Here is a 21,435-nt window from a genome sequence, read left to right on the forward strand (position 1 = left end):
AAAGCCCGCTATAATGTGTTCTTCCAATAATAGTATTATCCTTATTCAAATCATGACTAAACTCAGCTGTTTTAAAGCCTACGACATTCGAGGCAAACTCGAAACTGAACTCAATGAAGAAATCGCCTATAAAATTGGTCGCGCTTACGGTCAGATCTATCAACCTAAAACCGTTGCCGTAGGCTGTGATGTGCGTCTCAGTAGCGAAAGTTTAAAACAAGCCACGATTCACGGTCTAAATGATGCAGGCGTGAATGTTCTCGACTTAGGCATGACAGGCACAGAAGAAGTTTACTTCGCAGCTTTTCATCTCGATGTTCAGGGCGGGATTGAAGTGACTGCCAGCCATAACCCAATGGACTATAACGGCATGAAACTGGTTCGGGAAAATGCCCGCCCAATCAGTGCCGATACAGGATTAAAAGAAATTCAAGCATTGGCTGAAAGTGCTGCATTTACTGAGGTCAGCCAAAAAGGTACAACCCAAAGCTATAATATTTTAGCTGAATTTGTGCAACATCTTTTGACCTACATTCAACCTGAAAAAATTCGCCCACTCAAATTAGTGGTCAATGCAGGTAATGGTGCGGCAGGTCATGTGATTGATGCGATTGAAGCACAATTTAAAGCACTCAGTATTCCTGTCGAATTCATCAAGATTCATCATGAAGCCGACGGTACTTTCCCAAATGGTATTCCTAACCCATTGTTGATTGAAAACCGTGACAGCACTTCACAAGCTGTGATTGCACATCAAGTCGATATGGGGATCGCATGGGATGGCGACTTTGACCGCTGCTTCCTGTTCGATGAAAAAGGTCAGTTTATTGAAGGCTACTATATTGTCGGATTGTTGGCACAGGCTTTCCTATTACAACATCCCAATGAAAAGATTGTGCATGACCCTCGTCTGGTCTGGAATACACAAGATCTTGTCGAGAAATATCAAGGGCAAACTGTACAGTCCAAATCAGGTCATGCTTTTATTAAGCAAATCATGCGTGAAGAAAATGCGATTTATGGCGGAGAGATGAGTGCCCATCACTATTTCCGCGATTTTGCCTACTGTGACAGCGGTATGATTCCATGGTTATTAGTTGCGAACCTGTTGTCTGAAACCCAGCAATCTTTGTCGAGCTTGGTAGAAGACATGATTGCCAAGTTCCCATGCAGTGGTGAAATCAACTTTAAAGTGGCTGACAGCCAAGTCACCATTCAGAAAATTTTTGATCATTACGCCGATCAAAATCCAGTCATTGACCGTACAGATGGCGTGAGTCTCGACTTTGGCGCATGGCGTTTAAATATCCGTGCATCCAATACGGAACCATTACTACGCTTAAATATTGAAAGTCGTCGTGATAAACAACCTCGCCCAATGCAAAGCTATGTGGATGAACTTTCAACCATGATTCAAAGTTAATCACGGCTCATCATTCGGCAATTAAAAAGCTCGGAATCAACCGAGCTTTTTAATGCTTAATTTGCTGTTTGAGGCTTGAGCAGCTGATAAGTAAAATTTTGTCCATTTAACGTATCATTGTTTAAGGCTTTATATTGATCAAGCAATTGCGCCTTATCGAACTGACACGAGGCTTTTTCATGAATAAATTTCTGATGAATCACATCGTAACAGCGTGAAATACGTTCAATGAACTGATAATACGGTGGCAAAGGCAAATTCGCTAGATGCAAAATTTTCGGTGCTAAAAAGCTGGTTGCTATATACGGCTGCGCCAGTATTTTTCGCTGTACAGGATAATTACTCCACAACATTAACGGCGTTTCGTAAGCATTCAGCTCCTCGCGATTCGGGTCATTCTCAAAATAATGATATTCATCATACACATTTTGCAAATTGGGCAAATGGTCACCAAAAGCAATCACAATGGTTGGACGATCTAGGGTTTTGACAAACTCAGTCAAATTCCGAATATGCTGATCGGCACGCGCCACCCCTGCACTATAGGTTGCCATTTTCTGCTGTGCGCTTTCTGACAGGTTCGGATTGAGTTTATAGGACTGTGTCCCATAGCGGTCATCCGAATATATCGGATGGTTTTCGACTGTAATCGCATAAATAAATTTAGGCTGGTCGCTAGCTAAACTCAATTCGCTTTTAATCGAATCAAAGATCACATCATCATTCGCCCAGCCTGCCTGATTAAACAACGTAGTACGATTGGCTGAATTCATCATGTTTTCTAGAGACACAAACTTGTTAAAGCCCATCTGCTGATAAACACGGTTACGGTTGTAGTAATAACGCCAGTTGTTGTGCATGGCGATGGTGTCGTAACCCAAGCTGTTCAAATATAACGGCAAGGAATAAATCGGTTTACGGATTTTGGCCACATAAACCAGCTCGTTACGAAAGAAAATCGTATTTAAACTGGTGAGCGCTTCAAATTCGACATTGGCAGTTCCACCACCGAATGATGGAGACAGGAGTGCCGACACCCGATTTTGACTGGTAAATGGAGTTAAGTTCTTGGGCAATTTTTTATCGAGTAAGCGCGGATTCCACATCGACTCATCCATGACCACTACAATATTCGGTTGCCCAGTTACACTCGTGGCGATAGGCGCGACTGGCGTTTCTAACGGTTTAAAAATCTGTTCAATGGTTTCACGTGAAACCGTTTCATGGGGTAAAAAAGCCTCAGTTAAGCTATCCAAAATTTTCGACATGAAAAATGTGGTAAAGCCAAAATTCTGAATCTTACGAAAATCGCCCATCCAGTCACTGCGGGTATTGGGAAAGCCTGACATATTTAAGCAAATACTGGGATAATCAGGTTTGCTGCATGCCCCTATCGGGCTTTTGATATAATTTAAATAAATTGCTGAGCAGAACATCACCACACTCAGTGTAATCTGTAGCCAATAAGTTTTGAGTAATGTCCTTTTTTCTTTTTTAAAACAAACCATCAGCACTGCAATAAACACCACAACAAATGCAAAAAAGACAATATTGAGTGCTACAGGTGCAGCCTTAAAGGCTTCTGAAAACAATAAAATATCGTCAGGGCTAAAGTTGGTGGAGAGATATTTTTCTTTTTTAAAATTAATAAATTCAATCAAGCCCACAAAAACCTGACTCAGGATCAACGCGGTATATTGTCGCCTTAAAACCGCCGCAAACAGCAAAATCAAACTGTAATTAAAAATACAAGACATCAATGTCTTAGCAAGACGATCTGAAAAAAAGCCATCAAGGAAAAAATTCCAGTTTGAGGCAAGGTAGATTGAAAAAAATGTAGAAAAACAAGCCACAAGCAAAAAGAGAATTTGCTGGCGTAAGGTGTTCATAAGGCAGGAGCAAGGAAATTAATCAAACAGATGGTAAATTATAACAAAAGAGTCAGCCCTACGGGAAACCGCCAATAAAAATGGCGCATTCAGCGCCATCTCTATCATTGTATGGGTTAACGATAACCTTGTGGATTCTGTTTTTGCCAGTTCCAGCTATGTTTCAGCATATCCTCTAACTGATACTGTGGCTGCCAGCCCAGTTCTGCAATTGCACGAGCATTATCGGCAAAACAGGTGGCGATATCGCCTGCACGGCGTGGGGCGAATTCAAAGGCAATCGTCACACCATTAATCTGTTCAAAGCTGTTTTTAATTTCAAGAACTGAAAAACCCCGTCCTGTACCAATATTCCATACACGACAACCCTGCTGTTGCAGACGGTTTTTCAGCGCGCAAACATGGGCATTGGCTAAATCCACCACATGAATATAATCTCGCACCCCTGTACCATCAGGCGTGTCATAATCATTGCCAAAGATTGCCAGTTTTTCGCGTTTTCCAACAGCAACCTGTGTGATATACGGCATTAAATTGTTGGGAATACCTTGTGGATCTTCACCGATATGCCCCGTTGGGTGTGCGCCGACAGGGTTAAAATAACGCAGCAAGGCAAATGACCAGCGTTCATCGGACGCTGCCAGTTTTTCCAGCATTTGCTCAACGACTAATTTAGTATAGCCATAGTTATTATTCGGCATGGCAGTTGGCATGTTTTCATTCAGTGGCGATGGGTGTGCATCACCATATACCGTTGCAGACGAGCTAAAGACTAGACGAAATACCCCCGCCCGCTGCATTGCCTGTACCAAGTTAATACTGCCAGAAATATTATGATCAAAGTAAGTCAACGGGATCTGCTGGCTTTCACCCACAGCTTTTAAGCCTGCAAAATGGATCACTGCATCAATCGCATACTCGGCAAAAATCTGATCCAGTAATTGACTGTCGCGAATATCACCTTCGATAAATTGCAGTGATTTTCCTGCAATTTTTTGTACGCGCTGCAAGGCTTCAGGTGAACTGTTACTTAGATTATCCAGTACCAACACTTCATAACCTGCTGCAAGCAAGGCGATACAGGTATGCGAACCGATATATCCAGCTCCGCCCGTCACTAAAATCATTGCCATGTTTATTTTCCTAACAGAATCTTGAGTAAGCCTTGTGTCGATGCATCCAGTTGCGACTCATCTTGCTGCTGACCATTTAAAATCGGCAATAACTGATTGGCAATTTCTTTACCTTTTTCCACGCCCCACTGGTCAAAGGGATTAATGTTCCAAATCACAGATTGCACAAAAACTTTATGTTCATAACAGGCGATCAGCATGCCTAAGCTATACGGATTGAGCTCATCCACCAACAGAGTTGAACTGCCTTGGTTACCAGCATACTGTTTATAAATGGGTAAATGATCCAGCTCACTTTTATCCAAAGCTTGATTACCAAATGCCAGTAAGCGTGATTGTGCCAAACAATTCGAAAGCGCCAGATGATGCTGTTCGATCAGGGCACTGGCATTTTCCACATAAGTAAATTGTCGGGCATTGTAACGTTGTACAGGAGCAATAAAGTCACAACTGACCGCATGTGTCCCCTGATGGAGCAATTGGTAAAATGCATGCTGGGCATTTGGGCCAACTTCCCCCCAAACAATCGGGCAGGTTTTCATGCTCACTTTTTGCCCATTGCGCTGAATCGATTTACCATTCGATTCCATTTCCAGTTGCTGCAAATACGCCGCAAAATATTTTAAACGCCCATCATAAGGTAAAATGGCATGGGTCTGTACATCGAGAAAATTGGTATTCCAAACGCCAAGCAGCCCCATGAGTACTGGAATATTCTCTGCAAAATCAGCTGAACGGAAATGCTGATCAATCGCATGTGCCCCTGCTAAAAACTGCTGAAAACCTTTAACGCCAATGGTTAAAGCAATCGGCAGACCAATACATGACCATAGCGAATAACGCCCACCCACCCAGTCCCAGAGCAGAAATTGTTTATCCGCAGCAATTCCCCATGCCGTCATCTTGTCTGCTTTGGTCGATACGCCAATAAAATGGCTTTTCGTGACCTTATCTTGCTGGCCCAAAGCTTTTTCAAGCCACAAACGCGCAGTTTGTGCATTGGACAGCGTATCAATCGTACCAAAAGATTTAGATGAAATAATAAACAGTGTTGTTTCGGGTCGTAGCTGATGCAGCAAATCTGAAAGTTGGCTACCATCCATGGTCGAAACAAAATGCACATGCAACGATTTTGCTGTATTGACTTTAAAATCAGACAAAGCATGTGTCGCCATCAGTGGCCCTAAGTCAGAGCCGCCGACTCCGATATTGACCACATCCTGAATCACTTCGCCTGTTGCACCGCGATATTGCCCTGCATGAATTTTCTCCACCAAAGCATACATACGCTGTAATTGCTGCTGAACTTGATCAGAAAATGCAGGAAACTCAGCGGACTTCGCAGGCAAACGCAGTGCCCAATGCATCGCTGCACGCTGTTCAGTATAGTTAATCCGCTGCTCGGAAAATAAGGCTTGAATCCATTCCTTAAGCTGTTGTTGCTCAGCCAAGCGAACTAGCTGCTGGATAATCCGCTGGTCAATACGTTGCTTACTATAATCCAGAAACAACTGTTCAAACCGCAATGAAAACTGTTGAAAACGCTCAGCATCCAGCTCGAATAACTCCGTCAGATGTAACTGTGACATCGTTTCAGCCAAACTGCTGAGTTGTTGCTGTGCCAAACTGGTTTGGTGTTTGGGGAAATGGGTAATATTTTCTTCTGTCATTGTCGACCAACCCCTGCGTAGGCAAAACCTTGTGCCTTCACATAATCAGGATCATAAATATTGCGTCCATCCAGAATTAAAGGATGTTGCATCAACTGATGCAAAAGACGATAATCTAAACTTAAATACTGTTTCCATGCTGTGAGCAAACACAGTGCTACTGCACCTTGCGTGGCTTCATACTGATCTTCACACAACACCAGATCAGCACGGTTTCCATATTGCTCAGCAATCAGTGGTAAGGCCTGTGGATCATGTAATTGTACAATTGCACCTTGTGCCCAAAGCGCCTGCAACATGGTATGAATCGGAGAGTAATCCGTACGTGGCGTGTCCTCTTTAAATGAAGCACCCCAAATTGCGATAACTTTGCCTTTCAGATCACACTGATAATAATTCCATAGCTTACGAAACAGAATTTCTTTTTGTTGTTCATTAATTTCCCAGACCTGCTCCAACAACTGACCTTTCACCCCTGCATCCGCAATCGTTTTAGACAGCGTTAAAATATCGTGGGAAAAGTTTGCTCCACCAAAGCCTGCACCTGCTGCCAAATAACTCGAACCAATTCGATTATCTGCACCAAGGCCTAAGCGAACATTGGCAATATCAATATTGAGTTTTTCTGCCACCTGAGCCAAATCATTCATATAACTAATGCGTGTTGCCAACATGCCTGAAATACTGAGTTTAGTAAACTCAGCATCCAGAATTGGCATAAAGACATAATGATGATTTGCATGATAAAAAGGTCGTAAAATCTCTTTGATTTGTGCTTTCACGTCCAGATGATCAATACCAATCACCACATGAGAAACTTGCAAGACACTATTAATGGCATTACCTTCTTGCACCATATCTGGCAAATAGCACCAATAATCTTGAGGCAATTTTTGTTTTAAAGCTGTTGTCCCATTTAAACCAAAGCTAGAACCATTAATCATTAACTTCGGATGAATAATCGGCTGTTGTTGTAAATAATTTAAAATAAAATCAACTTGTTGTTGTTCATTACTGTTAAATGCAAAAAAATAAGCATCTATATGTAAAGGGATCTCGGCTAAATCACATATCGATAATCTTTTCGTCTGTGCCTGAGTAGAGATGAGCTGATTAACCGTTTTATCTTGATATTGAATAGAACTCGTTTGATCATCTTTTGAATATGGGCTCCAAAAAACCTGATGTCCATATTCTGCAAATAACCCAGCCATAACGCCCGCATTCAATGTCGCTCCATAAACTGCGATTTTCATGGCATTTCATCTCTCTTAAAGTTTTAGTTCCTGAATAAGTTCAATAAATTTTTCACCCAATTTAGGATGTTCAACAGCATAATGTAATACAGCCTTGAGGTAACCCAGCTTACTGCCACAGTCAAATGTCACACCAGACATCCGATAGGCTTCCACCACATCAGTTTGTTGAAGCATGGCAATCGCATCGGTCAGCTGGATTTCATTGCCTGCGCCTTTCGGTGTCTGCTGTAATAACTGCATGATTTTGGCAGGTAAAATATAACGTCCGACCACAGACAAATTGCTTGGTGCAGTGCCTACAGCAGGTTTTTCAATAATGCCCTGCATGACTATACTTTGCCCTTCAACAGGGACTGTATGCACATCGACAATGCCATATTGATCGACCAAATGGTCAGGCACAGCTTCAACCATAATTTGCGCAGCTTGTACCTGTTGATAACGCGCTGCCATTTGCGCCAAATCATTTTGCTCAGTTTGGCTTTTGACCAAGACATCGGGCAACAATACTGCAAATGGCTCATTACCAATCACTGATTTGGCACATAAAACTGCATGTCCTAAACCCAAAGGCTGCGGCTGCCGTACACTGACAATACTGACATGCTCAGGCACAATCTGGCGAATCTCTGCCAACAAGTCCCATTTTTGTTTTTGTTCTAATGTGGTTTCAAGTTCAAAATTACGGTCAAAATAGTTTTCAATCGAGGCTTTCGAAGAATGTGTCACCAAAACAATCTGTTCAATACCCGCTTCGACTGCTTCACGCACCACATATTCAATTGCAGGTCGATCAACCACGGTGACCATTTCTTTTGGAATTGACTTGCTGGCAGGTAAAAACCGTGTTCCCAAGCCTGCAACAGGCAATATGGCTTTTTTAATCATTCATTCATTCACAATTATCAAGTTTTTCTTTGTTTTGATGCGTCAGAATCACTGCCTGTAAATAACGATGGCCCCACATGTCCTGGCGCATTAATGCCTTCTTTTTTCAGCATCACCGATACGGTCTTGAACATGATTTTAAAGTCCACCCATGCATTGTGATGATCGACATACCAGACATCGCATTTAAAACGTTCTTCATAATCAAGCTCATTGCGCCCACTAATCTGCGCCAGACCCGTCATGCCTGGACGCACTTCCAGACGGCGTGCCTGTTCAGGGGTATAGTGCTCAACAAACTCTTTGAGCATCGGACGAGGCCCCACTACACTCATATCGCCTTTAATGACGTTGAGCAATTGCGGCATTTCATCCAGACTGGTTGAACGCAACTTTTGGCCAAACGGCGTAATGCGCTGATCGTCTGGGAGTGGATTGCCATGCTGATCAAGCGCGTCTTTCATAGAGCGAAACTTCATCATTTTAAACAGCTTGCCATCTTTCCCTGGACGTTCTTGGTAAAAGAAAATTGGTGAACCCAAATTCTTTTTGACCTTGAAGGCAACATAAATAAACACAGGCAGCAAAAGAATAAAAGCTGTTATAGAAATCAAAATATCAATAAATCTTTTCATTACCTTCTACTACTTAAATCACATTACTTTTTTCTTAGAAAAATACTATAAATTTTTTCTAAGAGAGAGCTGGGCATTAATCGAATAGAAGAGGGAAAAAGCATCAAAGTCAAAGCACTAGGTAAAGTTTGAAACCTCAGCTGTCTCTTCAACTTTAAAATTGTAACTCGCTTTTGATATACTTATACCCTTGACGCCGACCATGTACACCGTGGTCAATTCTAGCATAAACTAGAATCTCTGGTAAATTTGCAAATTGATACCCTTTAGCTAAAAGCCTCAAAAAAAGATTATAATCTTCCATCCACCAATGATGGATTGGATAGACAAAATAAATTACTAATTAAGTTTCAATCAGTTATATTTTTTAAAAAAATTATGGCGTAAAAAATAATTGGTTGGTTAAATACCTACCCATTATTCAATCTAATTTTCAGTTAACTACCTAACTGCTAATCAGTGTGCAAAATTGACTAGAAATCTGTGGGAAAAAGCGTCCAATTTTGACCACATCAGGCTAACAAAGGGAAGTCCACCTTTAATGGCTGCTTAAACTCTACTTTTAACTTCGGTTATTTATGGAAAGATTACCAAACCATCTATATGTCGACGGTATTTTTTAAGATGAGGAATATTTGGTTGAGGAATATTTATTGATAGTATTTACCAGTTTTTATTACCTATAAAATTTAAATTTTTATTTGATAAAATGTAATAAATATCGATTGATCATAGCAAAAAAAAACAAGAAAGTACTCTAACTATTCAGCAAGGTATTATATACGTCCATATACTGACCAACCATTCGCTCAGCAGTAAATAATTTTTGATAACGTTGTTGGGCATTTTGTCCATACCGTACAGCCAATGCAGGATCTTTCCACAATTTAAGCATTGCATCACGTAAAGCTCCCGGTTCTGATGGTGGAACTACCAAACCCGTTTCTTGATGAATATTAATGTATGTTGTACCAGTACCAATTTCACTTGAAATTAAAGGTTTGCCATACATAGCCCCTTCCAATAAAGAAATACCAAATGCTTCGGAACGAAGGTGTGATGGAAACACTATGCCATAACATAACTCAAGTAAGGCAAATTTATCCTCATCAGGCAACCGCCCCAAGAAATGAATATTATTTAAACCCATTTTGGCAGCTTGCTGACGCAATTCATCCTCCATAGGCCCTGCCCCCATAATGACAACAGGCAAATCCACATCTCTCATAGCTTCGACCAAGATGTGTAGTCCTTTGTAATAACGTATTGCTCCAACAAACAAAAAGAAACGCTCTCCCAAACACTGCTGCCAATATTCTCGGCGTGCTATGTCACTTGGAAGATAAGCAGCGCGGTCAAGTCCAAGAGGAATGACGCTGGTTTTATGTTGGTAATGCTGCAGTATCGGACTAGTAGCTAGATAGTTTGGAGAAGTCGCAACAATTTGATCAACACTATGCATAAACCGATGCAACAAAGGGCGATACAGTTGTAATAGCATCTTCTGCTTAACAATATCTGAGTGGTAGGTTAATACAGTAGGTTTCTGACAATTGGTTGAAAAATGCACCAAATCCATGAATGGCCATGGAAAATGGTAATGTACTATATCCGCCTGCGAAGCTAGCTCGCGAAAGTCTTTAAACACTGACAGTGAAAGCCCTGTAGAAGCGAGATATAAATCTAGTTTAGCTGCATGGGTAATGTGATGTGCATATGGCTGATTACGAAATGGACCCCGTTTACTCAATGATAACACCTCGGATGTCACTCCATGAGCTCGACTACCTTCCGCTAACTGGCAAATAACCTGTTCCACGCCTCCAACCGAGTCAGGATAATAGCATTTGAAAAAATGCAGAACTTTCATGTCCTAGTCATCCATACACTACGGTAAACTTCAGCCGTCTGTTCGGCACAACGCGCCCAAGAAAAACTTTTAGCTCGCTCTAATCCTCGCTCTCGAGCCTGAGTTCTCCATATATCGTCTTGCAAACCCTGCTCTAAAAGTTGTGATAAACGTTCAACATTCTGCGCCTCAATCATCAATGCAACATCCCCAACCACCTCTGGCAGTGATGAACTGTCAGAACATACAACTGGTATACCTGATGCCATGGCTTCTAGCACTGGCAAGCCAAAACCTTCGTATAATGAAGGAAAGACAAACAGCCGAGCTCCAGCAAATAACAATGGTAATTGTTCAGCAGGCAAGAAACCTAAATACTTCGCCCAGCCTTCATTCTCGGCTTTTTGGATGCGTTCATGAATTGCTTCACTACGCCAGCCATGATAACCAGTCAGCACCAAAGGCCATCGTTGACGGATAATAAGTGGCAACATGGCATAAGCATCCAGTAAAGCCAAAATATTCTTTCGAGGTTCTATGGTGCCAACAAATAATGTGTAAGCGCCCATTTTCAATCCGTACTGCTGTAAAAGCGGCTCCAATTCATCTGCTGATCGAGGATGAAACTCATCTCCACAAGCCAACGGCACAGCATGAATCTTGTCGATAGGCCACGAAAAGTAATTTGCTAATTCTTCACGTGTATATTCGGAATCAGTAATCAGCGCATCTGCTGTATGAATTGTTTTTTGCAGCTCTTTTTGCATATAATGAATGCGTTGTGGTGTATTACACTGTGTCCAAGTAAATGGCGATAAATCATGGAATGTCGCCACCTTCGGACCAGCAAAAGGTGGAAGAAAGAAATTAGGTCCATGATAAATATAATTCTCATGGCCACGCAATGCCTGAGCTTTTAGCTGCGGCATCAGCAATCTGTAGGCTTCACTAGCTAGATAACTGCCTTGGACTAACCGTTTAAGTTTATGTTGTCTTCCGGCCTGTTCTTCTACTTGAGGCAATCCAGGTAAAAACTTTCTGCCAGCAAAAAAACGAAGATCCGTGATCTCCGTCGATTGCTGTAAATGTCTAGCTAGCTCATACGTATAACGACCAATCCCTGTGAGAGGAAAACGCACAGGCTCTACAGATAATATAACCTTCATTTAGCTTCCAACATCCAGCATAAAGTTTCTTGTAATGGCGGGGTCTGCCAATTTCCAATCAGCTTGCGCAATAAACCTGCATCACCACAAAGTGTTTTGACTTCACCTGCACGTACAAATGCAGGGTTAACCCGGATATCTAGATGATGTCCACTTACTTCTTCAATCATTACCACGACTTCTCGTAACGAATGGGCATTGCCAGAACACACATTGACGGTATGACCGAAAGCTTTCGCTTCAATCAGGCGACGATAGGCATTCACGACTGCCCTGACATCACTGAAATCTCTCCACACATCAAGATTACCTAACTCAATTTCGTTCGCCTGATGACGGAAATGAGCCACAATCTTCGGCAAAAGGAAATTTTCAGTCTGCCCCACCCCTGTATAATTAAAAGGTCGGGTGATGATAATCGGCAACCGATCTTGCCACAGTCGCGCCATATACTCCATGGCCAACTTACTAACGGCATAATCATTGGCAGGAGCTGCTAGAGTGAACTCAGACAGCACACCTTCCGAGGTATTACCGTAAACATTGGCACTGCTTGCTAGCAATACGGCCTCTGGAGTTTTATCTAAAGCAGCTAATGCAGCCAACAAATTGCGCGTGCCTTGTAGATTCACCTGGTAAAATGCGTTCGCATAACCATGCCCAACAAATGCAATTGCAGCCAAATGTATAACAATATCTGGTTGTACTTGATTAAGTACTACAGAAATCTCCGCAATACTTAATAAGTCAGCCTGATAATAATCAACAGCTGTAGAAAATTTAGTCCCTAAACCAACTACATGATATCCGGCAGATCGCATTTCTTCTGCCATATATTTTCCAGTGAAACCTTCACTACCTGTAATCAATACTGTTTTGGCTGCATTTATCATCAGAATGAAAAACCTTGTGTATTACGGCGTAAGTCTTCTTCCACCATCATTTGACAAAGCTCTTCTAAAGTAGTCTTAGGCTCCCAGCCCAATTTTTCTTTTGCTTTTAATGGATTACCAATAAGCAATTCAACTTCAGCAGGACGATAGAATTTAGGATTGACGCGAACCAACACTTTGCCGCTCGCAGCATCAATTCCCACTTCATTCTCATCTTTACCTTCAAAACGTAGGGTATAGCCAGCAGCTTTGAATGCCATAGAGACAAAATCACGCACAGTTTCAGTACGGTTAGTCGCCAATACAAAAGTATCAGGTTCATCCGCCTGTAACATACGCCACATGCCTTCTACATATTCTTTGGCAAAGCCCCAGTCTCGTTTTGCATCCAGGTTACCAAGTTCTAATACATCAAGTTTATCTAGCTTAATTTTTGCAACCGAATCTGTAATTTTACGGGTCACAAATTCACGACCACGGAGTGGAGATTCATGGTTAAATAAAATACCGCTACAGCCAAAAATACCGTAACTCTCACGATAGTTAATTGTCATCCAATGTGCATATAATTTTGCCACGCCATATGGGCTACGTGGGTAGAATGGGGTGTCTTCGACCTGAGGAATAGCTTGCACTTTACCAAACATTTCCGAAGTAGAGGCTTGATAGAAGCGAATTTTAGGATTAACAATTCGGATTGCTTCTAGCAAATTAAGCGGGCCGATCCCGGTAATTTCTGCAGTCGTCACTGGCTGATCAAAAGATACGCCTACAAAACTTTGTGCTGCCAAATTATATACTTCAGTTGCACCTGTAGTTTGTAATAAACGAATGCTCGCGGACAAATCTGTTAAATCATATTCGACCAGATATAAGTTTGGATGTTTATCAATTCCCAGTTCTTCTATACGCCAAAAATTTACTGAACTTGTCCGACGGTAAGTACCATAAACTATATATCCTTTTTCAAGTAATAATTGTGCTAAATAAGCACCATCTTGTCCTGTAATGCCCGTAATAATAGAAGTCTTCATGAAAATATACCTTATACAATAAAAGTGTTAAACTCAATCCAAAAACATCAAATCAAATTAAATCAAAAGCTATCAAAAGCTGGTAAGCGCTTTGCTTCCATGTTAATGTATTAATAGAACAAGATTTTGGATATTGATCCTGTGAGAAAAGCTCAATCCAGTTATCTATAAAAGTTGCCAATTCAATATCATCATTACAATTAAAATAAGCTGCATGCTCTCCTGCAACTTCTCGAAATACAGGAATATCCCTAGCAATTATAGGAATATTATGTTTTGATGCTTCAATAATAGGAAGGCCAAAACCTTCTCCTAAGCTTGCCGCAATAAGACAACTAGAAGAGTTATAAACTAAATCTAAGTACTCGTCACTAATACCCTGTAACCAAAATAATTTTTTACCTAACTCTTTGTGACTTTTTATCCTATTAATAACCTGTTTATTACGCCATCCTTCTTTACCAACAATAACCAGTACTTTATCAGATTCAGACTGTGACCAAAATTTTTCAAATGCATCTAGCACTAGACCATGCCCTTTACGCGGTTCAACCGTACCCACCATCAAAAATGATTTTGATTTTTTTATCGTTTCTAAAACATAATTAGAATTATCTGGGAGTCCTCTAGAAGGGATGGAATTATCTATATCTGCACCAAGATAAAAATGACGAATTTTTAAGAACTTATTTGACACAGTAACATTCTTTTTAATCCAATCTTGTAATTTATTTGCAACATCTTTAGATATACATAAAGCATAATCTGCAAGAGCTACCACTTTAAGCCATTCTACAAATTCTGATGATAAAGCAGGTACAAAAAATTCAGGAAATTGTACTGGTAATAAATCATAAACTACTACCCCAATTACTACTCCACGTATTTGCAATTCATTTAATATCGCTTTTTTTGAAATAAAGCTACCAGGGTGAAGATCAATAATTAAAATATGATCACCTGGAAAAAAATGCACAATAGAATCAGTTAATGCTGAGTCTTCAACTGGGTAAAACCTACCATCTTTATTTAAAGAATGATAAAAATGATGATGACCAGCATAAGAAAAGATTGGTGTTACAGTGTAGCCTTCAAATTCATTAGTTGATAATTCATGCAATATAGCTCTTACAACACGCTGTATACCAGTAGCATGATCAAAATGTATTAAGCAACTAATATCAATATATATTTTCTTTTCATCACTTAGATAATTAGCAGCAATAGATTTACTTATTAACTTAATTTCTTTTTCCTTAAAAGAATATTCTTTTACTAACTCCCCCACTTTTTTTATAATTAAATCACTCTGGTTTAATTCTGTTTTTTTAAATATTTTGCTTAAATAAATATCTTCAAATTTTTCTAAAATTATCTGAGCAGATTTATCCCAAGAAAATTTATTAAGCTGTTCATTTTGAAATTTAATTAATAACTTACGATAGGATTCATCAGTAATAATTTTGCTGATTTTTTTTGCTAATTCATCAATGTTAAATGGATCAAATAAAGCATCTTCACATCCTACTACTTCTGGCAAACTGGAGGAATTAGCTGCCAAGACTGGAGCACCGCATGCCATAGCCTCTAAAGGTGGTAACCCAAATCCTTCACTATAAGAAGGAAAAACAAATGATGTGCAAGTATTATATAATACTGAAAGATCCTCATCTGCTATATATCCTAAAAATATCAATGCTTGTTTTGGTATTAAATATTCTTTTGATATTGTTCTTAAATGTTGCTCTGCTTGTTTAACTTCTTTTCCCACCATGACTAATGGATAAGAATTTTGCAGACTAGAATCAAGTTTAGAATAAGCTTGTATTAAAGAGTGTAAATTTTTATGATCATCTGCCCCACCTACATACAAAAGAAAACTATTATTATTTAGTTCTGGTACAATATCTTTCACTAAACAGTTTTTTTGAAAAAAAACATCCTTTCTGTAAGAATTTGGCGCTACTAAAATGGTATCTGAATTAATATGCAGACGTTTATTTATTTCTTTTTTAGAAAAATCAGATACTGTTAATATTAGATCCGATTGTTTTGTTTGATTAATTTTATCTAAATACCAATCCCGAATAAAACTAATAAGATACTTATCTTCATAAATAAGTGGTATAACATCATGTAATGTTGTGCATATTATTACATTATTACAATATTTACCTATACTAGTTACAGCATTTTCTTGCCATCCTTCTTGAAAATTAGGAATCCATAATATATCTGGACTGAGTTCATCGATACACCATTCTCTTATTAATTCAGCAGTGGCTCTATTTCCCGAATCACCTGAAATACCACTTACATCTTTAAAATAGTGTAACCAAAATTTAATATTTTCAGGTTCAATTACCCCCCCAAAAATATCATAAACTTCTACTTTACTTGCTCCTAGAGATGCATTGGCAAGCAGAATTAACTCATGCTTACCTTGATTTATTTTTGCAAGTGCCTTAACAATTTCAACAACATAACGTCCAACTCCTCGTTTACCTGAGGCTTTACTTTGAGCACATTGCACATCAACAACAATTCGCATTTTGAACTCCTTAATTATCAATAACTTTTTTCAACTTTTCATGTATTTCGGATTCAAAAGGAGTCAATAATATAATTTCATTGCTATTGTGATCTCGTCTTTCTGCACTGACCAAAGTTAATTTTGATTTAGCTACTAATTGAGCAAGATAACTATGCAATCTTGGAAATTTACTAATTATCTTAATAATATTACGTTTTAATCGTGGTCTTCTAGAAAGAAAATTTACACTCTTTCTAATTGATTTCTTTAATGTGTTTTTAATGGAATTAAATAGTTTAATCCTATTATTAACTTCAAATATTTCACCCGTGATAATTTTTTTTATAAGACGCAAAGGTCGAGTTATTTTCCAAGATAAACTTTGATGTAGATCAATCACTCGCTGATGCCAGTAAGTTATTTGAGATCGCAATTCTTGTTCTGTTGATTCAAACTTAACAACCTCATTTTGTAATTTATTCACTTTTTCCTTTAAAGATTGAATATCATCTTCATTTAATTTAACAAGATGATCTAACTTATTTTCGATATTATCTATTTTTTGTGCTTTCATATCTACTTTTTCTATCTCATGTAAAATAGCAGTATCATAGCGTTCAGCCAATATGCTTAATTTTAGCCCATATTCTTGAGTAAAAGCGTGATCAAATACATCTAGCACCTCTATAGAAGCTGTTTTTTGTGCTATTACTGCATAATCTGGACTTACCCCTTCGATAACATCATTCAAGTTAGGAGAAATCTTTTTAACAAGTTCTTTAGATTCTTGTAATCTCATAACTTTTGTACGAAAAAAACCATAATATTCAGGCACAAATGAAAGCAATAGAGGCGGTATCGGTCGTTGGTGAGTTGGATCTAAATAAAAATTACGGGTTGCAACAGCAATATTCTCAGGATTGGGAGTTTCGAGAATCAATAATCCACCTGGTTTCAATACACGATGTGCTTCTAAAACAAGTGTTCGGAGCTGCTCAAAAGAGATATGTTCAACAACATGAAAAGCAGAAACTATTGCTTGACTTTCATCTGGAAGCTGAGAAAGAAATTCAATAGCATCTCCTTTCATTGCAGGAAGATTTCGATCTATACAGCCTTGGAGCATTTCCTCATCTTGATCTATACCTTGAGGTAAGAAGCCCTCTTGTAAAAGCAATTCAAGCCATTCACCTCTTCCACATCCTAAATCAATTGCAGGTGCTGTTAAATAAATTTTTGTCAAAGGTAAAATAAAGGGAAGGTAAGCACGTAAACGTGTGATAATTAATTCACTAGAACCTCTATATCTTTCCTCAAAAGCTCTATAAAAATTATCGCTCATTGAGAATACTCCACAGTAGATGGCAGCCAAGCTACCCCAACAAAACTATCTTTATCTATGTTAAGAACATTGAAAACTAGTGCTAAATCTCGCCACTCATAATTCTTATTTATATGGGTATCACCAGCATGCAAAGCAATCGCAACTGAATATGTACCTGTTCCTAAATTAGCAAGAAATTGAAAGGTAAAAGTCATTACAGTACCCTTTTTCACTGCCTGCAGTTTATGTTTGAGGTGATGTGTATTGGTACCAAAAATTGACTGACCAAGCCTATCTTTAATCATATAACCAATAACGAGTTCAGGGATATCTTCAACAGCTCTTACAACGACTTTCAATTTTACCAATTGGCCAACATTTACAACTTCAATGCGTTCATCCTGCTCATTTAGCAGGATGACTTCATCCAGCGTAGCCTCGCCAGTTCCAGAAATAGTTTGTAATTTTCCATCATCTGCAGCCTGTTGCCTTACAGTCTGGTTTTCCCGTTCAGCCAATAAAGCATTATAGTAATCCATCACTGCCTCTGGCTCACCTTCCATTACAAAGTGCCCAGCGCTAAGCAAAACAGCCCGGTCACAAATACTCTGAATCGCCTGTTTATCATGGCTAACGATTAACAACGTAGTACCTTGTTTACGGAACTCTCGGATCCGATCAAAGCTTTTATGCTGAAAATAAGCATCACCTACAGACAGTGCCTCATCCACAATCAAGACGTCTGGCCGAATAGCGGTCGCCACGCTGAAAGCCAAACGCATTTGCATACCACTACTATATACACGCACCGGTTGATCAATATAGTCACCAATTTCAGCAAATGCTTCGATTTCAGGCATCAAATGGGCTATATCAGCGCTACTCATTCCCAACAATTGTCCAGCCATAAATGCATTTTGTCGGCCCGTAAAGTCAGGATGAAATCCCATCCCGAGCTCAAGCATAGCCGCTACACGACCAGTCATTTTCACGCTACCGGTAGTAGGCTGAGTTGTACCAGTAATCAGCTTAAGTAAGGTGCTTTTTCCCGCACCATTAATTCCAATAATACCGACAGCCTCACCTGGCTGAACTGTAAAATTAATATCCTGCAATACCCATTTTAACTGGTGATATTTTGCATTACCTGGAGTAAACCACTCACACAAACGTGCCCATCGGTTAGAATATTGCTTGTAGGCCTTGCCTAAGTTACTAACAGTAATCATACCCATCAGAGTTCATCCACCATTTCACCCACATGCTGGCGAAATAAACGCATTCCTAAACCACATAACACTAATCCCAGTACAAATGGGTAAAGAAGCGTTACCCAGTCAGGCAACTGACCTAAAACAAAAATACCTTGGTAGGCTTGGACAAGTGGATACATAGGATTGAATGCCATAAATGGCTTAACCGATTCAGGCAGAATGCTCGCGGGGTATACTACAGGAGTAAACCAAAACCAAAATTGTAAAAAGATGCCAAAAAATTGACCAACATCCCTAAAAAAAACATTCAGCACGCCCAACGTCATACCCAAACCGATAGCGAATAGAAGTTGAATGAGCAACACCGGAATGATGGCTAAACTTACCCAACCCGGCCAAAAGCCAGCAAAGAGCAAGAAAACCAAGAATAATCCGAAGATGATGGCAAAGTTAACACCAGCATTGAGCACCGTAATGATAGGCAAACTCATGCGAGGGAAACTAATTTTCTTAAGCAAGTTAGCGTTATCTAAAAAAATGTTTTGGCCGCGCCCAACGATCTCGGCAAATAACCCCCAAGTAAGAGAACCTGCACACAGATAGATACTATACGCAAAACCATTATCAACTCCCGGCAATTTTGCTCGCATTACTTGCGAGAAGATAACCGTATAAACGATGATCATGGCCAGTGGATTGAGAAACGTCCAAGCTGCACCTAATAATGAATTGCGGTATTTACTTTGGAATTCGCGTTTTACACTACCGTAGATAAATCCACGGTAGGCCCACAAGGGCCTTAAAATGCCAATCATTAAGCTCGCCCGTAATTATCTTCAAAGCGAACAATATCATCTTCCCCTAGATACTCACCACTTTGTACTTCAATCATCACCAAATCGAGTATGCCAGGGTTTTCTAAACGATGCTTATGACCTGCAGGAATATAGGTAGATTCATTTGTATTAACAAAGAGTTCCTTTTCACCATTGATCACTTTAGCCATACCACTCACCACAATCCAATGTTCACTACGATGGTGATGCATTTGCAAGCTAAGGCTAGCACCTGGCTTCACTTCAATTCGTTTTATTTTAAAGCGAGGGCCTTCTTCCAATACGGTATAAGTCCCCCATGGGCGAGATACAGTGCGGTGAAACTTGTAGGTTTCATGTCCTTGTTGCTTCAAGGCATTGTAAACAAATTTGACATCCTGAACTCTAGACTTGTCTGCAACTAACAGAGCGTCTGGAGTATCTACAATTACTAAATTATCTACCCCTACAGCTCCTACCAATCGACCAGTACCCTCACAATGGATATAGCTATTGTGGACGTCATGTAGAATTGTATCACCGGCTAAAGTATTACCTGCAGCATCCTGCTCACCTAACCGATCCATTGCCGACCAGGAACCAATATCATCCCAACCTATATCACATGGCACAACAGCAACATTTGAGGAACGTTCCATTACAGCATAATCAATAGAGATATCAGGAACGCTAGCGAATGCAACCTTATCTAAGTCTGTCTGCTTCAATTCAGTACTATGCACTGTACGTGAAACTTTCAAGCAATTGCGAACAGCTTCCATCACTTTTGGACAGTGCTGAGTCATTTCGCGGATCAAGGTTCCAGCCGAAAAACAGAACATTCCAGAGTTCCAATAGAAACGTCCCGAAGCCACATATTCTTGTGCAAGTGCTAATGAAGGCTTTTCTACAAAGCATTTGACATTATTACCATCAGCTTCAATATAGCCATAACCTGTTTCTGGTGCATTTGGCGCAATACCAAAGGTCACCAATTTACCATTACCCGCAAGTGATACAGCTTGATCAACTGCCTCTGCAAATGCAGAATGATTACTAATCAAATGATCTGCTGCCAGCACCAATAGCAATGCATCATCTCCATGATGTTGCATCACCTGTAACGCAGCTGTAGCTACCGCAGCAGCCGTATTGCGGCCAAATGGCTCCAAAATAAAACTGGTTGGCAACCCAGTATCATTAACCTCGCTGTAATCATCCAAAGTTTTGAACTGTAAATCCCTGTTTGTTACCGTGAGAATTTCAGTCACGCCTGGTAAGGCAGCACCACGTATAAATGCTTTCTGTAACAGACTTTCACCATCAGTCAGACGGATAAATGGTTTAGTATGTTGCTCACGAGAGATAGGCCAGAGTCGTGAACCAGCCCCACCACAAAGAATTGTTGGTATTAGTTTCATAAATATAATCTGATAGTCTGATTGGCCTGCTTACACAAGTTTCTGATTTATTTTTTAAATGAATTAGTCATCTAAATAATTGCGAAGCAATCTTAGCTTAATATAACTATCTATTCAATAATACTTGGCAAACTATAGCTTACTTGAATAAAATTTACTTATTCTTAAAAAAGGGAATCTACCGATCCCCCTTATAACTAATTCATTACCTGCACACTATCTTTTAGCTCTTGCTGAATATTAGACATACACTGCCGACCTGTCTTCAGACTTACGGATTTGCCTTTTT

General features: G+C 39.7%; 16 protein-coding genes. 1 reads left to right on the forward strand and 15 read right to left on the reverse strand.

Annotated elements, in window-relative coordinates; all coding sequences use genetic code 11:
• Positions 1 to 52: 52 nt before the first annotated feature.
• Positions 53 to 1,423, forward strand: coding sequence for a phosphohexomutase domain-containing protein (locus E0H77_RS06150; protein WP_165491499.1), 1,371 nt, complete (start codon positions 53 to 55; stop codon positions 1,421 to 1,423).
• A 56-nt stretch (positions 1,424 to 1,479) separates the two neighbouring features.
• Here E0H77_RS06150 and E0H77_RS06155 read toward each other — a convergent pair whose 3' ends face one another.
• From E0H77_RS06155 to E0H77_RS06225, 15 genes are all read right to left on the reverse strand, one after another.
• Entirely contained in the window at positions 1,480 to 3,312 is a 1,833-nt protein-coding gene (locus E0H77_RS06155; RefSeq protein WP_131375851.1) for an LTA synthase family protein, read from the reverse strand.
• A 116-nt stretch (positions 3,313 to 3,428) separates the two neighbouring features.
• Complete coding sequence (gene galE / locus E0H77_RS06160; RefSeq protein WP_131375853.1) at positions 3,429 to 4,445, reverse strand: UDP-glucose 4-epimerase GalE; 1,017 nt, start codon at positions 4,443 to 4,445, stop codon at positions 3,429 to 3,431.
• Positions 4,446 to 4,447: 2 nt separating this feature from the next.
• Positions 4,448 to 6,115: a glucose-6-phosphate isomerase gene (gene pgi, locus E0H77_RS06165; protein ID WP_131375855.1), complete on the reverse strand. Its 1,668-nt coding sequence runs from the start codon at positions 6,113 to 6,115 to the stop codon at positions 4,448 to 4,450.
• Positions 6,112 to 7,371 carry a UDP binding domain-containing protein gene (locus E0H77_RS06170; protein WP_131375857.1) on the reverse strand — a complete coding sequence of 420 codons (1,260 nt, stop codon included), beginning with the start codon at positions 7,369 to 7,371 and terminating at the stop codon, positions 6,112 to 6,114. The genes pgi and E0H77_RS06170 overlap by 4 nt, the downstream gene beginning before the upstream one ends.
• Before the next feature lie 15 nt (positions 7,372 to 7,386).
• Positions 7,387 to 8,262 carry a UTP--glucose-1-phosphate uridylyltransferase GalU gene (gene galU / locus E0H77_RS06175; RefSeq protein ID WP_131375859.1) on the reverse strand — a complete coding sequence of 292 codons (876 nt, stop codon included), beginning with the start codon at positions 8,260 to 8,262 and terminating at the stop codon, positions 7,387 to 7,389.
• A 17-nt stretch (positions 8,263 to 8,279) separates the two neighbouring features.
• Positions 8,280 to 8,897, reverse strand: a complete 618-nt coding sequence (locus E0H77_RS06180; RefSeq protein WP_131375861.1) for a sugar transferase — start codon at positions 8,895 to 8,897, stop codon at positions 8,280 to 8,282.
• 757 nt (positions 8,898 to 9,654) lie between these two features.
• Complete coding sequence (locus tag E0H77_RS06185) at positions 9,655 to 10,767, reverse strand: glycosyltransferase family 4 protein (protein WP_131375863.1); 1,113 nt, start codon at positions 10,765 to 10,767, stop codon at positions 9,655 to 9,657.
• Complete coding sequence (locus E0H77_RS06190; RefSeq protein WP_131375865.1) at positions 10,764 to 11,912, reverse strand: glycosyltransferase family 4 protein; 1,149 nt, start codon at positions 11,910 to 11,912, stop codon at positions 10,764 to 10,766. Before E0H77_RS06190 ends, E0H77_RS06185 begins: the two co-directional genes overlap by 4 nt.
• A complete protein-coding gene (locus E0H77_RS06195; protein ID WP_131375867.1) occupies positions 11,909 to 12,805 on the reverse strand; it encodes a GDP-mannose 4,6-dehydratase in 897 nt (298 codons plus the stop codon). The genes E0H77_RS06190 and E0H77_RS06195 overlap by 4 nt, the downstream gene beginning before the upstream one ends.
• On the reverse strand, positions 12,805 to 13,839 hold the full coding sequence (gene gmd / locus E0H77_RS06200) for a GDP-mannose 4,6-dehydratase (protein WP_131375870.1): 1,035 nt from the start codon (positions 13,837 to 13,839) through the stop codon (positions 12,805 to 12,807). The genes E0H77_RS06195 and gmd overlap by 1 nt, the downstream gene beginning before the upstream one ends.
• Positions 13,840 to 13,891: 52 nt before the next feature.
• The gene (locus tag E0H77_RS06205) at positions 13,892 to 16,390 is read right to left on the reverse strand and encodes a glycosyltransferase family 4 protein (RefSeq protein WP_131375872.1); all 2,499 of its coding nucleotides are present in this window, start codon (positions 16,388 to 16,390) and stop codon (positions 13,892 to 13,894) included.
• A gap of 10 nt (positions 16,391 to 16,400) precedes the next feature.
• On the reverse strand, positions 16,401 to 17,714 hold the full coding sequence (locus tag E0H77_RS06210) for a class I SAM-dependent methyltransferase (RefSeq protein WP_131375874.1): 1,314 nt from the start codon (positions 17,712 to 17,714) through the stop codon (positions 16,401 to 16,403).
• The gene (locus E0H77_RS06215) at positions 17,711 to 18,931 is read right to left on the reverse strand and encodes an ABC transporter ATP-binding protein (RefSeq protein WP_131375876.1); all 1,221 of its coding nucleotides are present in this window, start codon (positions 18,929 to 18,931) and stop codon (positions 17,711 to 17,713) included. Before E0H77_RS06215 ends, E0H77_RS06210 begins: the two co-directional genes overlap by 4 nt.
• On the reverse strand, positions 18,931 to 19,725 hold the full coding sequence (locus tag E0H77_RS06220; RefSeq protein ID WP_131375878.1) for an ABC transporter permease: 795 nt from the start codon (positions 19,723 to 19,725) through the stop codon (positions 18,931 to 18,933). Before E0H77_RS06220 ends, E0H77_RS06215 begins: the two co-directional genes overlap by 1 nt.
• Positions 19,725 to 21,146: a mannose-1-phosphate guanylyltransferase/mannose-6-phosphate isomerase gene (locus E0H77_RS06225; RefSeq protein WP_131375880.1), complete on the reverse strand. Its 1,422-nt coding sequence runs from the start codon at positions 21,144 to 21,146 to the stop codon at positions 19,725 to 19,727. The genes E0H77_RS06220 and E0H77_RS06225 overlap by 1 nt, the downstream gene beginning before the upstream one ends.
• Positions 21,147 to 21,435 lie beyond the last annotated feature (289 nt).

The sequence above is a fragment of the Acinetobacter brisouioides genome (genome assembly GCF_004331075.1).
GTDB lineage: Bacteria > Pseudomonadota > Gammaproteobacteria > Pseudomonadales > Moraxellaceae > Acinetobacter.

Coding starts and splice junctions, on each gene's coding strand:
- pgi (WP_131375855.1), bottom strand. CDS start 6,115: ATGACAGAAGAAAATATTACCCATTTCCCCAAACACCAAACCAGTTTG.
- E0H77_RS06195 (WP_131375867.1), bottom strand. CDS start 12,805: ATGATAAATGCAGCCAAAACAGTATTGATTACAGGTAGTGAAGGTTTC.
- E0H77_RS06150 (WP_165491499.1), top strand. CDS start 53: ATGACTAAACTCAGCTGTTTTAAAGCCTACGACATTCGAGGCAAACTC.
- E0H77_RS06220 (WP_131375878.1), bottom strand. CDS start 19,725: ATGATTGGCATTTTAAGGCCCTTGTGGGCCTACCGTGGATTTATCTAC.
- galE (WP_131375853.1), bottom strand. CDS start 4,445: ATGGCAATGATTTTAGTGACGGGCGGAGCTGGATATATCGGTTCGCAT.
- E0H77_RS06205 (WP_131375872.1), bottom strand. CDS start 16,390: ATGCGAATTGTTGTTGATGTGCAATGTGCTCAAAGTAAAGCCTCAGGT.
- E0H77_RS06180 (WP_131375861.1), bottom strand. CDS start 8,897: ATGAAAAGATTTATTGATATTTTGATTTCTATAACAGCTTTTATTCTT.
- E0H77_RS06225 (WP_131375880.1), bottom strand. CDS start 21,146: ATGAAACTAATACCAACAATTCTTTGTGGTGGGGCTGGTTCACGACTC.
- E0H77_RS06215 (WP_131375876.1), bottom strand. CDS start 18,931: ATGGGTATGATTACTGTTAGTAACTTAGGCAAGGCCTACAAGCAATAT.
- E0H77_RS06185 (WP_131375863.1), bottom strand. CDS start 10,767: ATGAAAGTTCTGCATTTTTTCAAATGCTATTATCCTGACTCGGTTGGA.
- galU (WP_131375859.1), bottom strand. CDS start 8,262: ATGATTAAAAAAGCCATATTGCCTGTTGCAGGCTTGGGAACACGGTTT.
- E0H77_RS06170 (WP_131375857.1), bottom strand. CDS start 7,371: ATGAAAATCGCAGTTTATGGAGCGACATTGAATGCGGGCGTTATGGCT.
- E0H77_RS06190 (WP_131375865.1), bottom strand. CDS start 11,912: ATGAAGGTTATATTATCTGTAGAGCCTGTGCGTTTTCCTCTCACAGGG.
- gmd (WP_131375870.1), bottom strand. CDS start 13,839: ATGAAGACTTCTATTATTACGGGCATTACAGGACAAGATGGTGCTTAT.
- E0H77_RS06155 (WP_131375851.1), bottom strand. CDS start 3,312: ATGAACACCTTACGCCAGCAAATTCTCTTTTTGCTTGTGGCTTGTTTT.
- E0H77_RS06210 (WP_131375874.1), bottom strand. CDS start 17,714: ATGAGCGATAATTTTTATAGAGCTTTTGAGGAAAGATATAGAGGTTCT.